The organism is Pseudomonas sp. ADAK21 (assembly GCF_012935735.1).
Lineage (GTDB): Bacteria > Pseudomonadota > Gammaproteobacteria > Pseudomonadales > Pseudomonadaceae > Aquipseudomonas > Aquipseudomonas proteolytica.
The window spans coordinates 4,393,164-4,415,384 of sequence record NZ_CP052857.1 but is presented as its reverse complement, the minus strand read 5'-3'; the positions used below and the strand labels follow the sequence as shown (position 1 = coordinate 4,415,384).

Annotated in this window: 18 protein-coding genes; 14 read left to right on the top strand and 4 right to left on the bottom strand. The window is 61.2% G+C overall.

Annotation, left to right across the window (positions count from 1 at the left end; genetic code table 11):
- Positions 1-2: 2 nt before the first annotated feature.
- The 5 genes from HKK57_RS20080 (at position 3) to HKK57_RS20060 (ending at position 7,503) form a co-directional block, all read left to right on the top strand.
- A complete protein-coding gene (locus HKK57_RS20080; RefSeq protein WP_169390624.1) occupies positions 3-2,162 on the top strand; it encodes a WG repeat-containing protein in 2,160 nt (719 codons plus the stop codon).
- A gap of 120 nt (positions 2,163-2,282) precedes the next feature.
- Positions 2,283-2,840, top strand: coding sequence for a helix-turn-helix domain-containing protein (locus HKK57_RS20075; protein WP_029296561.1), 558 nt, complete (start codon positions 2,283-2,285; stop codon positions 2,838-2,840).
- A gap of 22 nt (positions 2,841-2,862) precedes the next feature.
- Positions 2,863-4,209 (top strand): glutamine synthetase family protein, encoded by a 1,347-nt coding sequence (locus HKK57_RS20070; protein ID WP_169390623.1) that lies wholly within the window; start codon positions 2,863-2,865, stop codon positions 4,207-4,209.
- Between the two features lie 186 nt (positions 4,210-4,395).
- Positions 4,396-5,493: a DNA alkylation repair protein gene (locus HKK57_RS20065; protein ID WP_029296566.1), complete on the top strand. Its 1,098-nt coding sequence runs from the start codon at positions 4,396-4,398 to the stop codon at positions 5,491-5,493.
- A gap of 150 nt (positions 5,494-5,643) precedes the next feature.
- On the top strand, positions 5,644-7,503 hold the full coding sequence (locus HKK57_RS20060; protein ID WP_029296568.1) for a DUF3857 domain-containing transglutaminase family protein: 1,860 nt from the start codon (positions 5,644-5,646) through the stop codon (positions 7,501-7,503).
- Positions 7,504-7,713: 210 nt separating this feature from the next.
- Here HKK57_RS20060 and HKK57_RS20055 read toward each other — a convergent pair whose 3' ends face one another.
- Positions 7,714-8,601, bottom strand: coding sequence for a LysR family transcriptional regulator (locus HKK57_RS20055; RefSeq protein WP_070995673.1), 888 nt, complete (start codon positions 8,599-8,601; stop codon positions 7,714-7,716).
- Positions 8,602-8,731: 130 nt separating this feature from the next.
- Here HKK57_RS20055 and HKK57_RS20050 point away from each other — a divergent pair, with 130 nt between their 5' ends.
- From HKK57_RS20050 to HKK57_RS20030, 5 genes are all read left to right on the top strand, one after another.
- Complete coding sequence (locus tag HKK57_RS20050) at positions 8,732-10,378, top strand: GMC family oxidoreductase (protein ID WP_169390622.1); 1,647 nt, start codon at positions 8,732-8,734, stop codon at positions 10,376-10,378.
- 172 nt (positions 10,379-10,550) lie between these two features.
- Positions 10,551-12,176, top strand: coding sequence for an MFS transporter (locus HKK57_RS20045; RefSeq protein ID WP_029296574.1), 1,626 nt, complete (start codon positions 10,551-10,553; stop codon positions 12,174-12,176).
- A gap of 210 nt (positions 12,177-12,386) precedes the next feature.
- Complete coding sequence (locus HKK57_RS20040; protein ID WP_029296576.1) at positions 12,387-14,336, top strand: DNA topoisomerase III; 1,950 nt, start codon at positions 12,387-12,389, stop codon at positions 14,334-14,336.
- A gap of 124 nt (positions 14,337-14,460) precedes the next feature.
- Positions 14,461-14,901 (top strand): CBS domain-containing protein, encoded by a 441-nt coding sequence (locus HKK57_RS20035; protein WP_029296577.1) that lies wholly within the window; start codon positions 14,461-14,463, stop codon positions 14,899-14,901.
- A 584-nt stretch (positions 14,902-15,485) separates the two neighbouring features.
- A complete protein-coding gene (locus HKK57_RS20030; RefSeq protein ID WP_029296579.1) occupies positions 15,486-15,815 on the top strand; it encodes a hypothetical protein in 330 nt (109 codons plus the stop codon).
- Between the two features lie 117 nt (positions 15,816-15,932).
- Here HKK57_RS20030 and HKK57_RS20025 read toward each other — a convergent pair whose 3' ends face one another.
- Positions 15,933-16,835 carry a LysR family transcriptional regulator gene (locus HKK57_RS20025; protein ID WP_029296581.1) on the bottom strand — a complete coding sequence of 301 codons (903 nt, stop codon included), beginning with the start codon at positions 16,833-16,835 and terminating at the stop codon, positions 15,933-15,935.
- Positions 16,836-16,967: 132 nt separating this feature from the next.
- On the opposite strand from HKK57_RS20025, the gene HKK57_RS20020 reads away from it, so the two are divergent.
- The 3 genes from HKK57_RS20020 to HKK57_RS20010 are packed head-to-tail and all read left to right on the top strand — an operon-like array spanning position 16,968 to position 19,553.
- Complete coding sequence (locus HKK57_RS20020) at positions 16,968-17,666, top strand: CoA transferase subunit A (protein WP_010211319.1); 699 nt, start codon at positions 16,968-16,970, stop codon at positions 17,664-17,666.
- Between the two features lie 34 nt (positions 17,667-17,700).
- On the top strand, positions 17,701-18,360 hold the full coding sequence (locus HKK57_RS20015) for a CoA transferase subunit B (protein ID WP_027603173.1): 660 nt from the start codon (positions 17,701-17,703) through the stop codon (positions 18,358-18,360).
- 11 nt (positions 18,361-18,371) lie between these two features.
- Positions 18,372-19,553 (top strand): acetyl-CoA C-acetyltransferase, encoded by a 1,182-nt coding sequence (locus HKK57_RS20010; protein WP_029296588.1) that lies wholly within the window; start codon positions 18,372-18,374, stop codon positions 19,551-19,553.
- Positions 19,554-19,731: 178 nt separating this feature from the next.
- Here the strand turns inward: HKK57_RS20010 and HKK57_RS20005 are convergent, their stop codons facing one another.
- Positions 19,732-20,145: a PaaI family thioesterase gene (locus HKK57_RS20005; protein ID WP_133715882.1), complete on the bottom strand. Its 414-nt coding sequence runs from the start codon at positions 20,143-20,145 to the stop codon at positions 19,732-19,734.
- Positions 20,146-20,313: 168 nt separating this feature from the next.
- Between HKK57_RS20005 and HKK57_RS20000 the strand changes: the two genes are divergently transcribed.
- Positions 20,314-21,093: a DUF4349 domain-containing protein gene (locus HKK57_RS20000; RefSeq protein WP_029296591.1), complete on the top strand. Its 780-nt coding sequence runs from the start codon at positions 20,314-20,316 to the stop codon at positions 21,091-21,093.
- 2 nt (positions 21,094-21,095) lie between these two features.
- Here HKK57_RS20000 and HKK57_RS19995 read toward each other — a convergent pair whose 3' ends face one another.
- The gene (locus HKK57_RS19995; protein ID WP_029296593.1) at positions 21,096-22,181 is read right to left on the bottom strand and encodes a DUF1615 domain-containing protein; all 1,086 of its coding nucleotides are present in this window, start codon (positions 22,179-22,181) and stop codon (positions 21,096-21,098) included.
- Positions 22,182-22,221 lie beyond the last annotated feature (40 nt).

The following is a 22,221-nucleotide window of genomic DNA, read 5'->3' as shown; positions in this document are numbered from 1 at the left end:
CAATGAAAACAGCCCTGACCCGAACCAAACTGCTGGCCAGCGCCCTGATCGTGATCGCCGTGATTGGCGGTGCCACTTATTACTTGCTGGACCGCCGTGCCACCCACGGCCTGCTTGACGGTCCCCAATACAGCGAAGCGCAACTCAATGAGGGCGGTGTGGATGGCATCCGGGATCTGCCGTTGCCAGAAGCAAAAAAACGCCTGAATTACCTGATCCTCGATATGCGCGACGGCATCAACCGCATCGCCATGCTCGAAAGCATGCGCCTGGAAATCGGCCCGGCCACCACCACGCCAGGCGAACAGAAAGAGCTGAACTATGAGGAGCCGTTCGTGCCCTTCCCCGCCGCCGAACTGAAGGCGGCATTGACCGACCTCAAGCGCACACCGGGGCAGTTCCAGCAGTTGTTCTTCGACAATGCGTCCGGGCTGAAGCTGGAAGTCGAGGCGATTCGCGAGGTGCTCAAGCGCGGGGCCCTGCCCGATCAGCAGACCGAAACCAGCTATCGCATCCAGACCCTGTACTTTCGCGACGGCTCGCAGCAGCCGTTCGCCGAAGTGGCGATCAAGGATGAAGACAGTGAGGAGCAAGACCAGGACACCACCCAGGCCGAACTCAAGCTCAACAAGCCCCTGGAACGCATCAGCCTGGCCCTGACTTATCAGGCCTACCCCGGCTTCAATAAAATCGTCCTCGACCGGGCCCACCCGAAAGCCACCGCCGAGGGTGGCGAGGTGTACCAACTGACCCACCTGGGCGACGCCAGCGCCTCCTTGCAACTGGCAACGCCGAAGAATAAATCCTATGTAATCCAGGGCCTGACCGCCGATGGCAAGACGCTGTACAGCGCTGGCAACAGCTCCAACACTTCGCCCACCGCCGAACAAAAAGCCAACCTGCGGGCCTACTACAACGAACTGCTGCGCATGGAAGACAACTTCGCCGACTTCAAGACGGCCGCTGCGGTGCAGGATCACCTGGAACAGTTCGCCAGCAACCTGCCCAGCTCCGACAGCGAGCTGAGTAACGTGCAGGCCACCTACCAATTCGAAGACACCCCCGCCAGCATCGTGATTTACGTGCTGGACCCGCTCCAACCCCAAACCCTTGATTGGGACATGCACAACAGCACCGCCCCTCGCGAGCGCTACATCGCCTACGACAGCGCCAGCGAAAGCAGCGGCTTTATCGACAGCAAGGGGCAGTGGGTGGTCAAGCCGCGCTTCAAGCGCATTGATACCACCGAGATGCCCGGCGTGTACCACATCATGGTCGGCGAAAAATCTTCCGGCGAGGGCTGGAGCGAATTGCAGTTCAAGTACTTTGCCTTTGTACCCGGTACGCATACGTTGAAAGAACTGCCCTTCGAAATCATCGACAGCGCGGTCAACGACGACCTGATGATTGTCGAGCGTGAAACCAACGGCCCCTATGGGGTCTACGACGTGAAGAAGCTACAGGTCGTGGTGCCGATGAAGTACGTCAACCCCAGTGTGATCGGCAACGTGTTCATCGCCCGCCCTGGCGAGACCACCTATGGCTCAAACTCGTTGTACGGCGCCTGGAGCCTGAGCGGCAAGGAGCTGCTGGCACCGCGCTACTCCGCAATCAACGGCAGCGGCGAGTTTATCTACGCCACCTCCGCCGACCAGAAACAGACTGACATCTACAACCTGCAGATGAAGAAACTCAACCCACCCGGCGCGACCGTCTTCGGCCAGTTTGTCCAGGGCCAACCGTTACTGATCCAGAACCGTAACAGCCGCAAATACAGCTTTATGGACGAGCAGGGCAAGGCGCTGCCTTTTAGCCTGCCCTTTGATGACGTCAACCCGTTTTCCAACGGCATGGCGGTGGTGCAAAAGGGCAGCCGCTATGGCGCCATCGACGTACACGGCAAACTGCGCGTGCCCATGACCTACAGCAAACTCAACCCATTCCAGAAAAACCTGGCCTCGGCAGAAATGGATGGGTTTGAAGGCTTGGTACTGATCGACAAAAACAACCGCGTGGTGAAAAAACTTGGGTCATATACCAGCTACAGCTACCCGTACAACAGCAACGACGCGACCTATAGCATCTGGGATGCGCAGGTGCCAAACCGCGTGAATGTGTTCGACGCCGATGGCAACCAGACCGATAGCTTCGAGCGCGAGTGAATGATGGCATCGTTGTAGGAGCCGGTTTGCCGGCTCTTACAACAGGACCGCTATTGCATCCGTGAAATTAATCCTGTAATTTTTCATGAAATTTTTAGACAAGAATTTCACGAACCTCCCATGGACAAACAAGAAGAACTGGACGCCCTGGCGATCCTGATTCACGACCTGCGCAAATACAAGAAGCTCACCCTGGCCCAACTGGCACAGAAGATCGAGCGTTCCGTGGGGTTCCTGTCCCAGGTCGAGCGTGGGTTGTCGCGCCCCACCGTGGCGGACCTGACCGCCATCAGCCATGCACTCGACGTGCCCACCACCTATTTCTACAGTCTGTCCAAACCCAAGGCAGTGGCCTGGGTCACGCGCCCCAACGAGCGGCGCACGGTGTATTACGCCAATGGCATCACCGACATCCTTGTCTCCCCCAGCATGCAAGGGGCGTTTTCGATCCTCGACAGTCTGCTCGAACCCGGCGCCAACAGTGGCGAACAGACCATGAGCGACCGCGCCGAGCAGGCCGGTTTCGTGCTTGAAGGCCACCTGACCCTATGGGTCGAGGGCGAAGCCGATGCGGTCACCCTCGGCCCCGGCGACAGCTTTCACCTCGCCAGTTTTGCCCACTGCCGCTACGGCAACCTGACCGACCTGCCGGCCCGCGTGCTGTGGGTCTACAACTAAGGCACACCAAGGAGCGTCACCCGTGAAAAGCCATTCCTCCACGTTACTGGCCGAAGTACGGACCTTTCGCCAGAACCATCCGGATGTACGTTACGTCGACCTGATTTGCCTGGACATCCCAGGGCGTTTCTACGGCAAGCGCTACCCGGTTGAAATGTTGGAAAAAGTCGCCGCCGGCAGCCCCCTGAAGCTGCCGCAGAACGCGGTGCTGCTGGGCGCCCAGGGCGGTTTGTTCAAGATTGGCGACTATTGCTTCCATGACGGCGACCCCGACGCCAACCGCCGCCTGGTGCCCGGCACGCTCAAGCCTGTGAGCTGGGAGGCGCAGCCCCTGGGGCAGATGCTGATCACCTCCGACGGCACCGAGGCGCCCATCGAATTCGAGCCCCGGGAAGTCCTGACCAAAGTCCTGGAACGCCTGCACCGCAAGGGCATTCACCCGGTGGTGGCGTTTGAGCTGGAGTTCTACCTGTTCGACAGAAAACTCGCCGACGGCCTGCCGCAATTTGCCCGCGACCCATTGAGCGACGACCCCGACGACCAACCGACCCTGCATATCGAGCGGCTGTCGCGTTTCGCCCCGGTACTCGATGACATGGTGCAGACCGCCCAGGCGCAGGGGATCGACATTACGGTGATCACTGCCGAGTTGGGCCCTGGCCAGTTCGAAATCAATTTCGGCCACCTCGACGACGGCCTGCGCGCCGCGGACTGGGCCGCGCTGTTCTGCCGCAGCACCCGTGGCGTGGCGCTCAAGCATGGCTATCGCGCCAGTTTCATGGCCAAGCCCTACCTGCAACATCCCGGCAGTGGCATGCATGTGCATGTCAGCCTGTACGATGCCGCCGGCAACAACCTACTGGCAGCGCACCAGCAGCAACCACTGCGTCACGCAGTGGCGGGCTGCCTGGAACTGCTGCCCCATTGCATGCCGATTTTCTCGCCCAACCACAACGCCTTCCGCCGCCTGGGCGGTACCGTCAATGCGGCTACCAAGGCCTGCTGGGGCTATGAAGACCGGGATGCCTGCGTACGCATTCCCGAGTCCGACCCGCGCAACCTGCGAATCGAACACCGTCTGGCCAGTGCCGACGCCAATCCGTACCTGGTGCTGGCGGCGATCCTGGTCGGGCTTGAACATGGCCTGGATGCAGCGCGTGAACCTATCGCACCACTGAACGAGGACCGCGACAGCGGCCACGACTTCCCCCTGGAAATGCTCGAAGCCGTACGCGCCATGCAGCAACAACCGGCCCTGCGCGAAGGCTTGGGCGCGGAGTTTGTCGACGTCTATTGCGAAAACAAACGCCAGGATCACCTGGCTTTCCAGCAGGAGATCAATGCGCGGGAATATCGCTGGTATCTCTAGCGACCGTCCCTTTGTAGGCGCTGGCTTGCCAGCGATGGCCATAGGTATCGACACAACGCTCAGAAACTCACGAACTCCCCTGTGGCAAGCCCGCTCGCCACAGGGGAGTTCTATCGCTTCATGCCGGCTCCTGCAAAGCTGTTACCTTGCAAAGGTCTTATGACCACCCTCTCCTGCGGACTACCCATGACCGACCAAAGCCCCCCTGCCCTCAAGGAAATCTTCAACCTCCAGCGCCTGCAGCACATCGCCGATGAGATGAGCGCGGTGTACCCGCCGTTCGATGCCAAGGGGTTTCTCCAGCACGCCAGCCAGGACCTTGCCGGGTTGTCGGTGATGCAGCGCATGGCCCGCGTCAGTGAAAGCCTGCACGCGGTGATCCCCCTGGACTATGCACAGACCCTCAAGCTTCTGTATGCCCTGGCCCCGCGCCTGAACAGTGGTTTTGTCAGCCTGTTCCTCGGGCACTATGTGGCCAGCTACGGCCTGGATGATTTCAAGCGCTCGATGGCGGCGCTCAAGTACTTCACCACCTTTGGCTCTGCCGAGTTTGCCGTGCGGGCTTTTCTGCTCCAGGATTTGCAGCGCACGCTGGCGGTGATGCAACAGTGGTCGCTGGACGATAACGAACACGTGCGCCGCCTCGCCAGCGAAGGCTCGCGGCCCAGGTTGCCGTGGTCGTTTCGCCTGGCGCAGGTGCAGGCCGACCCGCGTCTGTGCGCATCAATCCTGGACAACCTCAAGGCCGACAGCAGCCTGTATGTGCGCAAGTCCGTGGCCAACCACCTCAACGACATCACCAAGGACCATCCTGAGTGGGTGCTGGATGTGATCGAGAGTTGGTCCCTGGACAACCCCCACACCGCCTGGATCGCCCGCCACGCCCTGCGCAGCCTGATCAAGCAAGGCAATAGCCGCGCGCTGACGATCATGGGCGCCGGCGCCCGGGCCGAGGTGAAGATCCATCAGTTCAAGGTCGAGCCAGCGGCGATTCGCCTGGGCGAGCGGATCAATCTGTCGTTTACCCTCGAATCCACGACCAGTGCCCCACAAAAACTGGTGGTGGACTACGCCATCGAGTATGTAAAAAGCGCCGGCCATAGCGCCGCCAAGGTGTTCAAGCTCAAGGCGTTCACCCTCGGCGCGGGTGAACGACACACCGTGCTGCGTGGCCAACACATCCGCGACATGACCACGCGCAAGCATTACCCCGGCCAGCATACGGTGCACGTACTGGTGAACGGCGAGCGCCTGGCGAGCAGCGGATTTGAGCTGATCGGCTGACCCATCCTACCGAACAAAAGGCTCTATCTCGGGCCTTTCAGCGATATTTATTGTCCTACAATGCTGGTTTTTGGTGTTGCGATCCATTATCATCTGGCGCCTCTTGGTACCCGCACGGGTATCTGTGTCAACGTTCCACCTGAGGCGCCCATGCACCGTTTCTCGTTTTACCGCCCTTTGATTTGCGCCAGTCTGGGGCTTGTTTCGCACACTGCTCATGCCGCGTTGCAACCCATGGCCGAAGCTGCACTTGCCAACGAATCCGAGCTGCACTGCCACTTCAACCGTGACGCCAGCACCGATTGCACGACCACCTACCGCTACACCATCCTCCAGCCCAGCGGCCGGGAAATACTGTCGCGCATCGACTTCAACTACGCCGAAGGCGATGGGTTTGAAGTGCTGCACGCCGAGTCCACCCAGCCCGGCGGCAAGCCGCAGGCCCTGGCCGAGTCGCAGATCGATACGCGCACCGCGCCCAACCCCGACCAGGGCTTTTCCCGCGTGAAACAGACCTCCCTGGCCTTCCCCAACCTGCGGGTCGGCACACAGATCCGCTACACCGTGCGCGAACATCACCCGGCCAAGCCGCTGATGACCGAGTTCCACTACGCCCTGCAGTTTGGCCCCAGCAACGCCCGTCGCGACCGGCTTAAGGCGCGCTTTACCGCTGAACGGCCAATCGAGTGGCGCGCGGAGTTGATGGACGGCTTCACCATCACCCCCTCGGTCAATCGCAAGACCCTGGATATCGAGCAAAAAGCGCCGAGCTACCTCAACTACATCAACGAATCGGGTCATGCCTATATGCGGCTGATCCCGCGTATCGAAGTGGGCAGCAGCCTTGATGTGCAAAAGCACTTCGGTGGCTTTGCCCAGCGCTACAACCAGATCCTCGCGGCCAAGCTGCCGGCGGGCAGTGCCGCCGCCGTTGCCGCCGTGAAGGGGCTGGCCCCCGCGCAGCAGGTGGCGGGGCTGATGCAGCACATCAACGATCACTACCGTTACCTGGGTGACTGGCGTGCCACGGATCGCGGCTATGTACCGTTTAACCTGGCGGAGATCGAGCAGCATGGTTATGGCGACTGCAAGGACCTGGCGATCCTCCTGACCGCCATGCTCAAGGCCAGCGGGATCAAGGCCGAGACCGCCTGGGTCAGCCGGGGGGATGTGGTGGACTCATTGCTGGTTCCGGGCACTGGCGCGCCCAACCATGCCATCGTGCGTGCCGAGGTGGCCGGCCAGGTGTGGTGGCTGGACCCGACCAACCCGGTGTTCGCCCCGGGCCAGACCATGCCCGATATCCAGGATCGCTGGGTACTCGTCAACGATGCGCAGGGCCAGGTGCGCGAGGAACATATCCCCCTGGCGCGCCCTGACACCAGCATCCGCCTGGACAAGCAGGTGCATTACGACAAACAGGGCAACGGCACGACCCGCGCCAGCGTCACCTTCAGCCGCCTGACGCTGATGCAGTTGAGCATGGCTGACCGTGAACAGGGGGCCACCGCCACTGACCAGAACATCTGCGACAACTTCGGCCGCGAGATCAGCGATTGCCAGGTGACCCGCCAACCCACTGGGTTCGTGCAGCCCGATAGCTACACGGTCAAGGCCAGCATGACCGACCTGCGCGCCCTGGAAAAACTCGATGAAGGCTACGTCTACACCGACCAGTCGCTCAAGGAGAAATGGGACGGCCTGCTCAACTACCGCCGCAATGGGCAACGGGGCGACCTGTACCTGGGCAACCCGGACACCGTCGACTACACCTTTACCTTGACCGGCGGGAAGATGGACAAGCCGGTCCAGGGCTGCAAGATTCACTCGCCTTGGTATGACCTGGAGCTCGATGGCGAACAGCTCAAGGATGGCTTGCGCTACCACTACCGGTTGACCCAGAAAGTGCGCTGGTTGGGCCATGACGAAATCGTCAGTGCACCGTTTGAAAAGATGATCAACGATGCTCGTGCATGTGGTGAACAGGTACACCAGACGGTAAAACTCTAAACCCACGCACAGTCCCATGTGGGAGCTGTCTCGCCCTGCGAGGCTGCGATGACGAAGGTATTGCCAGCATTGAGTTGACTGACCTGCCGCCATCGCAGCCTCGCAGGGCGAGACAGCTCCCACATTTGATCTCTGTAGACCCTCACACCTGATTGGCTCCCCCGGCTTGAGCGTTGTACATCCTCCTCATTTTGATCATCGCGCCCTTCGCTACTCGCCCAACAGCAGCCCCTGCTCCTTGGCGCACAACTCCACCACGTAATCCCACAACACCCGCAACCGCACCGACTTGTGCAACTCGCGCCGGGAGCTGATCCAGTAGCTGCGCTGGATGCTTTCCTCCGGCAATAACGGCACCAGGTCCGGGTCGCCTGCGGCCATGAAGCACGGCAACACCGCAATTCCCAAGCCCGAACGCGCTGCCTGTTGCTGGGCAATCACGCTGGTGCTGTGGAACACCACCCTGGGGTTGCGACAAAAACTGCTGAGCAGCTTCAACTCCTGACTGAACAGCAGGTCGTCGACGTAGTCGATCCAGGCATGGGCAGCCAGGTCTTCGCGCTTCTCGATGGCGGGCGTGCGCGCCAGGTAGCTGCGGCTGGCATACAGGGCCAGGCGGTAGTCGGTGAGTTTGCGCGTGACCAATTGATCGACGCTGGGCCGCTCCAGGTGGATGCTGATCTCGGCCTCGCGGTTGAGGATGCTGACAAAGCGCGGCACCGCCACCAACTCCACTTCCAGCCCCGGATAACGCTCGAACAGGCCGCCCATGCGGCTGGCCAGGAACATCACCCCCAGCCCTTCGGCCACTCCCAGGCGGATCTTGCCCAGGGGCGCGGCGGAGTGGGTCAGTTCTTCTTCGGCCAGCAGCGCAACGTTCTCCATGGCTTCGGCATGTTTGAGCAATGCCTCGCCCGACGGCGTCAGTTCATAACCCTGGGCGTGCTGTACAAACAACGCGGTGCCGAGGCTTTTCTCGATGGCCTCGATATGCCGGGCCACGGTCGCATGGGTGGTCTTCAGGCGCTGGGCAGCGGTGAGCAGGCGCCCGCTGCGCTGCAACTCCAGAAAATACCGCAGGTCATTCCAGTCGAACATGTCGCCTCCCCTCCCGGCCATGAGAACAGCGCTGTTTAAAAACGCACAGCAGCTGGGTAAAAACTAACATTTTTAAGACGAAAACTAACAACTAGGATGGAGCCAATAAGAAAAACAAGCGAGACCCCAGATGACTATTGCACCTGCGCAATACGATTACGTGGTAGTAGGCGCCGGCCCTGCGGGCTGCCTGCTGGCCAATCGACTGTCCGCCAACCCCGCCCATCGCGTGCTGCTGCTGGAAGCCGGCGGCCGCGACAATTACCCCTGGATCCACATTCCCGTCGGCTACCTGTTCTGCATCGGCAACCCGCGCACCGACTGGTGCTTCAAGACCGAAGCCCAGGAAGGCCTGCAAGGCCGCGCCTTGAGCTATCCACGGGGCAAGGTGCTGGGCGGCTGCTCGTCGATCAACGGCATGATCTACATGCGTGGCCAGGCCAACGACTACGACGGCTGGGCCGCCGAAGGCAACCCGGGCTGGGCCTGGGACGATGTGCTGCCACTGTTCAAACAAAGCGAAAACCATTTTGCCGGCGCCTCGCCCCTGCATGGCGACAGCGGCGAGTGGCGCGTGGAGCAACAGCGCCTGAACTGGCCGATCCTCGACGCCTTCCGCGAAGCCGCCAAGCAGAGCGGGATTGCCAGCATCGATGACTTCAACCAGGGTGATAACGAAGGGTGTGGCTACTTCCAGGTCAACCAGAAAGGTGGCGTGCGCTGGAATGCGGCCAAGGCGTTTCTCAAGCCCATCCGCCAGCGTGCCAACCTCACGGTGCTGACCGGGGTCGAAGTCGACCGCGTCCTCCTTGAAAACGGCCGTGCCAGTGCCGTAGTGGGCCGCCAACTGGGGCAAGCGGTGACGTGGAAAGCGCACAAGGAAATCATCCTGTGTGCCGGCGCCGTGGGTTCGCCGGGCATTCTGCAACGCTCCGGTATCGGCCCTTCCAGCGTCCTTGGGCCACTGGGCATCGAGGTGCTGCACGAACTGCCCGGGGTCGGTGGCAACCTGCAGGATCACCTGCAACTGCGGCTGATCTACAAGCTGGAAAACGCCCGCACCCTGAACCAGATCGCCGGCTCCGTATGGGGCAAGATGGGCATGGGCCTGCAGTACCTGTATGACCGCAGCGGCCCGCTGTCCATGGCGCCCAGCCAACTCGGCGCCTTCGCCCGCTCGGGGCCGGAACAGACCTCGGCCAACCTCGAATACCACGTGCAGCCGCTATCGCTGGAGCGCTTTGGCGAGCCGCTGCACGCGTTCCCGGCGTTTACCGCATCGGTCTGTGACTTGCGCCCGCAGAGTCGCGGGCGCATCGATATCCGCTCGGCCGATCCGTCTGCGCCGCCGCTGATCCAGCCCAACTACCTGAGTCATCCAGAAGATTTACGCGTGGCCGCCGACGCCATCCGCCTGACCCGACGGATTGTCGGCGCCCAGGCCCTGCGCCCGTTCAACCCGGTGGAGTACCTGCCCGGTGAAGCGTTGCAGAGCGACGAACAATTACAGGAAGCCGCGGCGCGGATCGGCACCACGATCTTTCATCCGGTGGGCACCTGCCGCATGGGCCAAGACAAAGACGCCGTGGTCGATGCCCAGTTGCGTGTGCACGGGGTTCCCGGCCTGCGTATCGCCGACGCCTCGATCATGCCGCGCATCACCTCCGGCAACACCTGCTCACCCACGCTGATGATCGCGGAAAAAGCCGCGCAACTGATCCTGTCCCCTTCAACGAGGAACCTCACCCCCCAACGAGAACAGACAACACCGGCATGACCTGTAGGAACGAGCTTGCTCGCGAGAATCGCCAACGATAACGCGGGCATTCTGGATAAACGCGTTGCTCTCAGGCTTTTCGCGAGCAAGCTCGCTCCAACAGGGTAAGAGCGGCGCTGAAGTTGGCGCCGACAGTGGAACAACAATAAATAATCACTGTGAGGGCTACCCCATGTCAGAACGTGCTCAACCCCTGGACGCCACACCTGGCGCCACTGTTACCAGCAAGGAGTCGCAAAAGGTCATCTTCGCCTCGTCCCTGGGGACGGTGTTCGAGTGGTATGACTTTTTCCTCTATGGCGCCCTCGCGGCGGTGATCAGCAAGCAATTCTTTGCCGGGGTCAACGACACCACGGCCTTTATCTTCGCCTTGATGGCCTTTGCCGCCGGCTTTGTGGTGCGGCCGTTCGGCGCGCTGGTATTCGGGCGCCTGGGCGACATGATCGGGCGCAAATACACCTTCCTCGCCACCATCGTCCTGATGGGTGTGGCGACCTTCTGCGTGGGCCTGTTGCCCACCTACGCCAGCATCGGCATCGCCGCGCCAATCATCCTGGTAGTGCTGCGCATGCTCCAGGGCCTGGCCCTGGGTGGTGAATACGGGGGTGCCGCAACCTATGTCGCCGAGCACGCCCCGGCCGGCAAGCGCGGCTTCCATACCAGCTGGATTCAATCCACCGCCACCCTCGGCCTGCTGCTGTCGTTGCTGGTGGTGCTGGCCTGCCGTTACTTCACCGGCGATCAGTTTGAAGTCTGGGGCTGGCGCCTGCCGTTCCTGCTGTCCATCGTGCTGCTGGGGATTTCCACCTGGATCCGCATGAGCCTGCACGAATCACCCGCGTTCCTGAAAATGAAAGAGGAAGGCAAGGCCAGCAAGGCGCCGATCCGCGAGTCGTTCGGCAACTGGGAAAACCTCAAGGTGGTGTTGATCGCGCTGTTCAGTATCAACGCCGGCCAGGCCGTGACCTTCTATGCCGCGCAGTTCTACGTGCTGTTCTTCCTTACCCAGTTCCTGAAGATGGACCCGGCCCTGGCCAATATGCTGCTGATCATCAGCGTGGTAATTGGCGCGCCGTTCTTCATCTTCTTCGGCTGGCTCTCGGACAAATGGGGGCGCAAGCCCGTACTGATGGTGGGCCTGTTGCTGGCCACTGCACTGTACTTCCCGATCTTCAAGGGCCTGGCCCACTACACCAACCCGGCAATGGACCAGGCCAGCCGCCAGGCTCCGATCACCGTACTGGCGGACCCGGCCACCTGCACCTTCCAGTTCGACCCGGTGGGCAAGGCGCGGTTTGACAGCCCCTGCGACAAGGTCAAGACCTTCCTGGTCAAACAGGGCCTGCCCTACAGCAGCGAAGCCGCACCGGCCGGCAGCGCGGTACAAGTCAGCATCGGCGATGTGCGCATCGACGGCTACGACGAAGACGCCCTGCGCGGCGCCGTGACCCTGGCCGGCTACCCGAAATCGGCGGACGTGGCCCAGGTCAACAAAACCATGGTGGTGGTGCTGATCGTCGCCCTGATCCTGATCGCTGCAATGTGCTACGGCCCCCTGGCCGCGTTGATGGTCGAACTGTTCCCGACGCGCATCCGCTACACCTCCATGTCCCTGCCCTACCACATCGGTAACGGCTGGTTTGGCGGGTTCCTGCCGACCGTGTCGTTTGCGTTGGTGGTGTATACCGGCGATATCTTCTACGGGCTGTGGTACCCGGTGGTGATTACCGGGGTGAGCCTGATTGTCGGGCTGGTATGCCTGAAGGAAACCAAGAACGTGGACCTGGATAACAACTGATATCCCCTTGTGGGAGCGGGCTTGCCCGCGATGACGCTGTGTCAGTCACTAGATGTATTGACTGATCCACCGTTATCGCGGGCAAGCCCGCTCTCACATTGGTTTGCGGCGCCCACACAAATTGCTGTATATCCATCCAGATAAAGGTTGCTCAATTCCCTTCTTTTGCCCATCCTTCTCCCATTCAACTGCGTAACGAATGGGCTGACCATGCGGCTGTTCCTCTGTGAAAAACCCTCCCAGGCCAAGGATATTGCGGCCGTGCTCGGTGCCAGGCGCCGGGGCGATGGGTGCTGGCTGGGAACCGACGTCACAGTCACCTGGTGCATCGGCCACCTGCTGGAAACCGCCCCGCCCGATGCCTACGACGCCAAGTACAAGCGCTGGGTGCTGGCCGACCTGCCCATCGTCCCGGAAAAATGGAAGATGACGGTAAAACCCAAGACGGCCAGCCAGTACAAGGCGGTCAAGCGCCTGCTGGGCGAAGCCCGGGAACTGGTGATTGCCACCGACGCCGACCGCGAGGGCGAGATGATCGCCCGGGAGCTGGTGGAGCATTGCCGCTATCGTGGGCCGATCCAGCGTTTGTGGCTGTCTGCACTGGATGACGCCTCGATCCGCAAGGCCCTGGCTTCGTTGAAGCCGGGTGCGGACACCTTCAGCCTCTATCATTCGGCCCTGGGCCGTTCCCGTGCCGATTGGCTGATCGGCATGAACATGAGCCGCCTGTTTACGTTGCTCGGCCGCCAGTCCGGCTATCAAGGCGTGTTGCCGGTGGGCCGGGTGCAAACCCCGACCCTGCGCCTGGTGGTGGACCGTGACCGCAGCATTGCCGACTTCGTCCCGGTGGCGTACTGGGCAATCGATGTGCAATTGCTGCATTCGCAGATGAGCTTTATCGCGCAATGGCGCGCCGCCGACGATATCTGTGACGACCAGGGCCGCTGCCTCAACCATGAACGGGCACGGCAGGCGGCGACCGCCATGAATAACGCGGCCAGCGCACGCCTGGTGAAGCTGCGCACCGAACGCATGCGCGAAGTGGCGCCCCTGCCCTTTGACCTGGGCACCCTGCAGGAAATCTGCTCGAAGAAACTCGGCCTCGGCGCCCAGGAAACCCTGGACATTGCCCAGTCCCTCTACGAAACCCACAAGGTCATCACCTACCCACGCAGTGACTGCGGCTACCTGCCCGTAAGCCAGCATGGCGACGCGGCAACGATTCTTGCGGCGTTGGGGCGCGCCGATCCAGCAGTGAGCGCGCTGCTGCCGCACCTCGATGCGCAACGCCGCTCGCGGGCCTGGAACGACGCCAAGGTCAGCGCCCACCACGGCATCATCCCCACCGGCGCCGGCAAGGATCTGGCGCAGTTGACCGGCAAGCACCGCGCCGTCTTCACCTTGATCCGCGCCCGGTACCTGGCGCAGTTCCTGCCCAACCACGAATACGATCGCACCCAGGCGGATTTCGACTGTGCCGGCGAAGCCCTGCGCGCGGTAGGCAAAGTGGTGGTAGAGGCCGGTTGGAAACGCGCCTTGCCCGAAGCCCTGGCTCCGAGCAAAGGCCGCGAAGCACCTGCACCACAGCCTTTGCCAACCCTGGTACAGGGTGAGGATTACGGGGTGGCGCAGGTCAACCTCAAGGACCTGTGGACCCAGCCGCCCAAGCCCTTTACCGAAGGCGACCTGATCAAGGCGATGAAAAACGTCGCCAAACTGGTGCAAGACCCGCTGCTCAAGCAAAAGCTCAAGGACACCACCGGCATCGGCACCGAGGCGACACGGGCCGGGATTATCCAGGGCCTGCTGGACCGTGGTTACCTGGTAAAGAATGGCAAGGCATTGTCCGCCACACCGGCAGCCTTCAGCCTGATCGACGCGGTGCCCAGGGCGATTGCCGACCCGGGCACCACCGCGATTTGGGAGCAGGCCCTGGACATGGTGCAAAGTGGTGAGATGAGCCTGGAGGAGTTTGTCGCCAAGCAGGCGGCCTGGATGAGCAAGCAAGTGGCCCGCTGCAATGGGATGCAAATGACCATCAGCGGCCCTGCCAGCCCGGCAGGCCGTGGTGCCACCCCTTGGAAAAACAAACGCAAGCCGGCCAAGCGCAAGACCGGCGCCGGCCCGAAACGGGCGGCAACACCGGCAAACAAGGGCTGAAATACCGAAAAAAAGGCGCTAATGACGTTTTTCGAGCGGATATACGCCGCTTTGGCTCTTGCTCTGGCGCCAACGGTCTAGGATTCTGTAGGAACTGCCTAATAACAAAACCGGGGTGGCCACCATGAAGACCGTCGCACAGTTGCTCAAGTCCAAGGACCAGAAGAATCAGGAAGTGCATACCATCCAGTGGAATCACACCGTGTTTGAAGCGCTGGTGGTGATGGCAGCGAAGAACGTCGGCGCTTTGCCGGTGGTCAAGGAGGACAAAGTCGTCGGCATCATCAGTGAGCGCGACTACGCGCGCAAACTGATTCTCCATGGACTGTCCTCGACGAGCACACAGGTACACCAAGTGATGAGCTCACCGGCGATCACCGTGGACACCCACAAAAGCGTCGAAGACTGCATGGGCATCATGACCGACGGCCACCTGCGCCACCTACCGGTGGTGGAAGACGGACAACTGCTAGGCCTGCTGTCCATCGGCGACCTGGTCAAGGAAGCCATTGCTGAACAGGCGGCCCTTATCCAGCAGTTGGAGCAGTACATCCGCGGCGAATGACACTCCCAAGCCCCACAAATCCAATGTAGGAGCCGGCTTGCCGGCGATGGCATCACCTCGGTTTCAATCACACACCGTGGTCATGCCATCGCTGGCAAGCCAGCGCCTACAGAAGGGCAAATATCCGACCTGCCAGCACAAAAAATGACGCCCAAGTCACTTTTCCCCGCCCCACCCCCCGCACCGGAACATTTATGTAGTGAGCAAAAATAATCACTACATAACCGTTGACGTAACCATTTTGACCTTGCATGATTCAGACGTCTCCCGGATCGGGAGCGTTGGTAACAAGCGTTTTGAACAAGCTCGTCTGACCGCCGAGCTGTTTTTCCGGATGTGCACTGCCCACAAGGCAGATTGATGAAGCTGACCGAACCGAAAGGCACGGTACAAGAAGCTCAAATGCTACTTGTCTTCGTTATGAAACCATTGCGTAGCAGTTCATCAGAAACACTACATGCATCAGGTTCAAGACCCTGCCCGTATTTGGCAGACCGTTTCTGACGCCCGGTTTTCGCAACCGGAGACAACTAACGTGGATTAACGAATCAACTGAAGATCGCCAACTGGTCAAGGGGCTTACAATGAATCTGAACAACCAACCAACTATCGATGAATTGGCTGAGATGTTCGCAGCGCAGAAAGACACACTCGACGACCATATCCTGTGGATTGGCAAATCGGGCGAAGTGCAAATTGACTGCCTGGCGCCCCATACCGAAGAAGCCGAGTTCGACCGCAATAACCGTGAACTGGCGGCGCGCCTGAAGATGTACCGCCGTGGCCAGGGTTATGTCGGCAAAAAAGCTGCTGCCGATCGCAACTTTATCGAGCAAGTGTTCGACACACTTAACAATGCCTGGGAGTCCTTCAAGGACAACTCGCAAGTTAAAGTAATCGACCGCTACTACTAAGAACTACTCACCCTCTGTAGGAGCTGGCTTGCCAGCGATGACGGTTTAACGATCAACACGGTTGATTGTTAAATAGCTATCGCCGGCAAGCCAGCTCCTACAGTTGTTTGTGCCGACTTAAATACCGGGAAACCGTCCCTTCGCTGCTTCGTCACGGAAGATATCGAACAGCGCTTGCGCCGCCGCCGACAGTTCATGCCCAGGCTTGGTCAGAACGCCAATCGGTCGCTCGATCACCGGGTCACGCAAGGTGATGCAATGGGCGCCCGCCTCTTCCATCTGCGGCGCGCACAACGCGGGCACGGCGCTTACGCCCAGGCCACTGGCAACCATCTTGCCCACCGTTGCCAATTGATGGCTCTCCAACGCCACCGGCAGCTTCATCTGCAATGCACCCAAGTGCTCTTCCAGCATCACCCTTACCGTAGAAGGCCGCTGCAAGGTGATGAAAGGTTGCGCCAGCAGGGTTTTCCAGTCGATTTCGCTCATGTGCGCCAACGCTGAATCACCGGGCACTACCGCAACAAAGCGGTCCAGATACAGCGGGGTAAAGGCCAGCGACGAGCCCGGCGAGGGCTCGAATGCCACGCCCAGTTCAACCTGGCGATCGCGGACCATCTCCAGCACCTGTTCATTGATCAGGTCGTGCACCGTGACATTGACCTGGGGAAACCGTGCCCGAAAGATCTTCAGGATCGGCGGCAGCAGGTTGCCAGCAAACGACGGCATCGCCGCCACCGTCACGCGCCCACGCTGCAAGGTAAAACGCTGGCGCAATTCATCCTCGGCATTGTCCCAGTCGGCAATCAACCGGCGGGCCAGGGGCAACAGGGATTCGCCTTCCGGGGTCAGTGCGACGTTGCGCGTATTGCGGCTGAAAAGCCGCCCGCCCAGGCCCTCCTCCAGGCCTTTGATCGTCAGGCTCAGGGCCGACTGGGACAAATGCAGGCGCTCACAGGCGGCGGCAAAACTCAGGGTCTGGGCCACGGCCAGAAAGGCCCGCATCTGTTTAACTGTCATGGCTGTGCTCCGCTACCCACTCTATTGTCCCGTTTTTTAAATCAATCAACCTTAAAAAACAACTTAACAAATCAATCCACCGGCGCAACACTCGGGTCACTGGCTGGACCACAAACAATAAAAGAGGTGCATATGGCAGGTTTCGATAAACGCGTGGCGTCCTATGAAGAAGCGCTGGCAGGCCTGGAAGACGGCATGACCGTACTCTCCGGCGGCTTTGGCCTGTGCGGCATCCCGGAAAACCTCATCGCCGAAATCAAGCGCAAAGGCACCCGCGACCTGACGGTCGTCTCCAACAACTGCGGTGTGGATGGCTTTGGCCTGGGTGTACTGCTCGAAGAAAAGCAGATCAGCAAGGTCATCGCCTCCTACGTCGGGGAAAACGCCCTGTTCGAGAAGCAACTGCTCAGCGGCGAAATCGAAGTGGTGTTGACCCCCCAAGGCACCCTCGCAGAAAAAATGCGCGCAGGCGGCGCCGGCATTCCCGCGTTCTTTACCGCCACCGGTGTGGGCACGCCCGTCGCCGAAGGCAAGGAAACCCGTGAATTCAACGGTCGCCCCTACCTGATGGAAGAGTCCATCACCGGCGACTTCGCCATCGTCAAAGGCTGGAAAGCCGACCATTTCGGCAACGTGATCTACCGCCACACCGCCCAGAACTTCAACCCGCTGGCCGCCACCGCGGGCAAGATCACGGTGGTCGAAGTCGAGGAAATCGTCGAACCGGGCGAGCTGGACCCGGCGCAGATCCACACCCCTGGTATCTACGTCGACCGGATCATCTGCGGCACCTTCGAGAAGCGCATCGAACAGCGCACTGTCCGCAAATAATCTGCCTCCAGCCCGAACAATAAGGACTCATAAAATGGCTCTTACCCGCGAACAAATGGCTCAACGCGTCGCCCGCGAAATGCAGGACGGCTTCTACGTCAACCTCGGCATCGGCATCCCGACCCTGGTGGCCAACTACATTCCCGAAGGCATGGAAGTGATGCTGCAGTCGGAAAACGGCCTGCTGGGCATGGGACCGTTTCCTACCGAAGACACCATTGATGCCGACATGATCAACGCCGGCAAGCAGACCGTCACCGCACGCATCGGTGCGTCGATCTTCTCTTCGGCCGAATCCTTCGCGATGATTCGTGGCGGTCACGTAGACCTCACCGTCCTCGGCGCCTTTGAAGTAGACGTGCACGGCAATATCGCCTCGTGGATGATCCCCGGCAAGCTGGTCAAGGGCATGGGCGGTGCCATGGACCTGGTGGCGGGCGCAGAAAACATCATCGTGATCATGACCCACGCCTCCAAGGACGGTGAGTCCAAGTTGCTCAGCCAGTGCAGCCTGCCGCTGACCGGTGCCAACTGCATCAAGCGCGTGCTCACGGACCTGGCCTACCTGGAAATCGAAAATGGCGCTTTTGTCCTCAAGGAACGCGCACCTGGCGTCAGCGTTGAAGAGATTGTGAGCAAGACCGCCGGTAAACTGATCGTCCCGGACCACGTTCCAGAAATGCACTTCCAGTGAGGACAGATTCCATGCAAGACGTCGTGATTGTTGCTGCCACCCGCACCGCCGTGGGCAGTTTTCAAGGGGCCCTGGCCGCCATCCCGGCACCGGAACTGGGAGCCGCGGTAATCCGCCGCCTGCTGGAGCAGACGGGCGTGGACCCAGCGCTTGTAGACGAAGTGATCCTTGGCCAAGTGCTGACCGCAGGCTCAGGCCAGAACCCGGCGCGCCAGGCATCGATCCTCGCCGGCCTGCCGCACGCGGTGCCGAGCCTGACCTTGAACAAAGTCTGTGGCTCGGGCCTCAAGGCCTTGCACCTGGGCGCACAGGCCATCCGCTGCGGTGACGCCGAAGTGATCATCGCCGGCGGCATGGAAAACATGAGCCTGGCGCCCTATGTGTTGCCCGCCGCCCGCACCGGCCTGCGCATGGGCCATGCGAAGATGGTCGACAGCATGATCAGCGACGGCCTGTGGGACGCGTTCAACGACTACCACATGGGCATCACCGCCGAGAACCTGGTGGACAAGTACGGCATCAGCCGTGAAGCCCAGGACGCCTTTGCCGCCGCTTCCCAGCAGAAAGCAGCTGCCGCCATTGAAGCCGGGCGCTTTGCCGACGAAATCACGCCGATCCTGATCCCCCAGCGCAAAGGCGACCCGATTGCCTTTGCCGTGGACGAGCAACCTCGCGCCGGCACCACCGCCCAATCCCTGGGCAAGCTCAAGCCAGCCTTCAAGAAGGACGGCAGCGTCACCGCCGGCAACGCGTCGAGCCTCAACGACGGTGCCGCTGCGGTGCTGCTGATGAGCGCCGATAAGGCCAAGGAACTGGGCCTGCCAGTGCTGGCACGGATCGCCAGCTACGCCAACGCGGGTGTCGATCCGGCGATCATGGGCATCGGCCCGGTGTCCGCGACCCGGCGCTGCCTGGACAAGGCCGGCTGGCAGTTGGCCGAGCTGGACCTGATCGAGGCCAACGAAGCCTTCGCCGCACAGGCGCTGGCAGTGGGCAAGGAGCTGGAGTGGGACGCGGCCAAGGTCAACGTCAACGGTGGCGCCATTGCCATCGGCCACCCGATTGGCGCATCAGGCTGTCGCGTGCTGGTGACCTTGCTGCATGAAATGATCAAGCGCGATGCCAAGAAAGGCCTGGCCACCTTGTGCATCGGCGGCGGCCAGGGCGTGGCATTGGCCCTTGAGCGCGACTGATTCAACGAGCAACATGGAAAAGGCCCGGCTCCACGAAAAGCCGGGCCTTTTTTTGCCTATCTGATTTGCGCTGTCGCGCAGCAAACTGGCCCCCTTGTGGCGAGCGGGCTTGCCACAAGGGGGACGCGCACGACTCGACAATGTACATAAAACAGCGCTGTAACAGCTTTGCGGCTAGCTACGCAGCGGCCTGGGGCACGGCGAATACCGCATTGGCTCGCACTACGACCTTTTCCCCCACCTGCAGGCTGACCGTGGCAAACGCCATCTGCCGTCCGCGTTTGTGATGTTCCAACCGTACTTCGATCCAATCGCCAACCTGCACCGCCCCCAGATAATCGAGGGTCATGCTCGCGGTGATCAGCGGCAACGGCGGATCGCTGGAGAACGCCATGGCATAGCCCATGCCGACATCCGCCAGGGTTGCCAATACGCCACCGTGCACCGTGCCGCGCCCGTTGGCATGGCGGTGGTCGGCACGCAGGCCCAGTTGCAACTGCAGGCCCTCGCCGCGGCAATATACCGGGCCCAGCAAGTCAAGGAGCGGGCTGCTGCGAGATAAGGGGGCAAAACCTTCAGGGGTATCCGTCATGGTGGATCTTCCTTGTGATAAGGCATGAGGTTTAACCCGCGCCGGTCGATGCAGCCAGCATGATCAACCGGGTAAATCTGTGCCGATAAGCCCACGCCCACTTTGCGTTCGCCGGGCAAACCGGCTTTAATCGCCGCGCACTTTATCCCGCACACTGAAGGAGACGTAATGCGCCATCTGGAAGGCAGATCTACTGCGTTGATGTTTTTGGCCGCCCTGCTGCTTGGCGGCTGTTCGCCCAAGGAGTATTCCGAAGCCACACAGATCAATGGCGAACAGGGCCGGGCCGGCGCGCAATTGGCCTATGAACACGAGCTGAGCCTGGCGATGCCGGTTGCCCTGCTGGCACCGCGCATGCAGGCCACGCGCCAAGCCTGTGAGTCGGCGCAGTTCGGCGCCTGCAACATCCTGCGTATCGAAGAAAACAGCGACGGCGGCATGATTGTGTTGCGCATCGCCCCCAGCGGGGTCGAGCCGTTGGTGAGCATGGCGGCCGAGGGCGGGCAACTGGGCCAGCGCATCACCAGCGCCGAGGACTTGGCCGACGCAGTGGCCGATGTACGCCGCCGCCAGGAGCGTTTGCAGGCCCAGCAGAAACGCCTGGATGAGCTGGCCGCGCGCAAGGACATCACCGTGGGCGACTTGATCACCCTCACCAAGGAACAAGCCGCCATCGAAAACGAGCTGCAGGAACTGGCGCAGATCGCCGCCGGCCAGCAGCGACGCCTGGACACCAACCGCGTGACCCTGAACTTCCGCCCATCCGACGGCGAGCATCAGCAATCACGTTTCGCGCGCATGTTCGGCAACCTGGGCGACAACCTGGTCGACGGCACCGCCGACGCCCTGGAGCGCTCAAGCTACGTGCTGCCGTTCGTGATCCTCGCGTTCCCGGTGTTGTGGCTGTGGGTCTGGCTGTGGCGCAAGCTGGTCAAGCGCCGCCCTTGACCTTAGCGTTTCATGCAGCGTTGGTACCGCTCATCCACGCGCTGGGCGAACCAGGCTGTGGTGAGGTTGCGGGTGATCTTCGGGCTCTTGAGCACAATCCCTGGCAGGATCGCCCGTGGCAAGGGCTTGCCTTCGGCTTTCTCGGCCAGGGCAAAGACCCGCTGATACAGGGTGGTCTCTTCAAAGTCCAGGCGATCGCCCTGCTCCAACTGGCTGCGGATGCTCGGGTTGCGCATGTCCAGCTTCTTGCCCAATGAGCGCACCGCCAGTTCGGTGGTGCCGGGCATGATCGAACCGTAGCGGATCAAATCGCCATCCAGCGCCAGGCGGGTCCCGGAAGCACGGCTGACAGCGGCCTGGAACGCCGCATTGCGGCTGGCGTACCAACCAGCATTGAAGTCGGCAAAGCGGTACAGCGGCTGCTCGTAGCTCACCGGATAACCGAGCAAATGGGCAATACCGAAGTACATCCCACCACGCCGGGTGAACACTTCCCGACGAATACTTCCATCTACGGTGTAGGGATAATCCCGGGCCTGTTTCTCGGCGAAGGCAATGCTCACCTGCATCGGGCCTGCGGTATGCACCGGGTTGAAACTGCCAAACAAGGTGCGGCCCAACGGCACGGTGCCGATAAAGTCGTCAAAGATCCCACTCAGGTCCTTCTCGGTACGCGCAGCACTCAGCCGGTCGGCGTAGGACTTGCCGGTGGGCGAACGCAGTTGCAGCGCGGTGCGCACCAGCACGGCCGGCACATGCACCTTGGCCGCACGCTTGAGGATTTCATCCTGGGCGATCTTGCCCATGTTCGGCACTGGCGGGTCGACCTGGTAGGTGGACTCTTGCTCAGTCACCGCCAGTACCGCACAGATATTCTCGGTGCTGGGGTAGATCTTCTGGCTGTCGAACGCCGTGTAGATATCCTGGGCCCAGCCGGCGCGATCCGCCACCTTGGCCGGCATCAGCCGCACGATCTGCGCCTTGACCTCGGTTTCACTGCGTTCTGGAAGTGGCTGGCTGCGTTGGGTTGAGCAGCCGGCCAGCACCAGCAAGGTGGTCAGGCAGAGAGTCAGCCGGGATGAAAGCATGCGGGGGGTGTCCTGTGAGTCGGTGGATCTGACCACTATC

What these genes read in the sequence shown, in the direction of transcription:
- HKK57_RS20075 (WP_029296561.1), top strand. Translation starts at nt 2,283, where the DNA reads ATGGACAAACAAGAAGAACTGGACGCCCTGGCGATCCTGATTCACGAC.
- HKK57_RS20005 (WP_133715882.1), bottom strand. Translation starts at nt 20,145, where the DNA reads ATGACGGATACCCCTGAAGGTTTTGCCCCCTTATCTCGCAGCAGCCCG.
- HKK57_RS20020 (WP_010211319.1), top strand. Translation starts at nt 16,968, where the DNA reads ATGGCAGGTTTCGATAAACGCGTGGCGTCCTATGAAGAAGCGCTGGCA.
- HKK57_RS20010 (WP_029296588.1), top strand. Translation starts at nt 18,372, where the DNA reads ATGCAAGACGTCGTGATTGTTGCTGCCACCCGCACCGCCGTGGGCAGT.
- HKK57_RS20000 (WP_029296591.1), top strand. Translation starts at nt 20,314, where the DNA reads ATGCGCCATCTGGAAGGCAGATCTACTGCGTTGATGTTTTTGGCCGCC.
- HKK57_RS20055 (WP_070995673.1), bottom strand. Translation starts at nt 8,601, where the DNA reads ATGTTCGACTGGAATGACCTGCGGTATTTTCTGGAGTTGCAGCGCAGC.
- HKK57_RS19995 (WP_029296593.1), bottom strand. Translation starts at nt 22,181, where the DNA reads ATGCTTTCATCCCGGCTGACTCTCTGCCTGACCACCTTGCTGGTGCTG.
- HKK57_RS20025 (WP_029296581.1), bottom strand. Translation starts at nt 16,835, where the DNA reads ATGACAGTTAAACAGATGCGGGCCTTTCTGGCCGTGGCCCAGACCCTG.
- HKK57_RS20065 (WP_029296566.1), top strand. Translation starts at nt 4,396, where the DNA reads ATGACCGACCAAAGCCCCCCTGCCCTCAAGGAAATCTTCAACCTCCAG.
- HKK57_RS20015 (WP_027603173.1), top strand. Translation starts at nt 17,701, where the DNA reads ATGGCTCTTACCCGCGAACAAATGGCTCAACGCGTCGCCCGCGAAATG.
- HKK57_RS20060 (WP_029296568.1), top strand. Translation starts at nt 5,644, where the DNA reads ATGCACCGTTTCTCGTTTTACCGCCCTTTGATTTGCGCCAGTCTGGGG.
- HKK57_RS20035 (WP_029296577.1), top strand. Translation starts at nt 14,461, where the DNA reads ATGAAGACCGTCGCACAGTTGCTCAAGTCCAAGGACCAGAAGAATCAG.
- HKK57_RS20030 (WP_029296579.1), top strand. Translation starts at nt 15,486, where the DNA reads ATGAATCTGAACAACCAACCAACTATCGATGAATTGGCTGAGATGTTC.
- HKK57_RS20040 (WP_029296576.1), top strand. Translation starts at nt 12,387, where the DNA reads ATGCGGCTGTTCCTCTGTGAAAAACCCTCCCAGGCCAAGGATATTGCG.
- HKK57_RS20045 (WP_029296574.1), top strand. Translation starts at nt 10,551, where the DNA reads ATGTCAGAACGTGCTCAACCCCTGGACGCCACACCTGGCGCCACTGTT.
- HKK57_RS20050 (WP_169390622.1), top strand. Translation starts at nt 8,732, where the DNA reads ATGACTATTGCACCTGCGCAATACGATTACGTGGTAGTAGGCGCCGGC.
- HKK57_RS20080 (WP_169390624.1), top strand. Translation starts at nt 3, where the DNA reads ATGAAAACAGCCCTGACCCGAACCAAACTGCTGGCCAGCGCCCTGATC.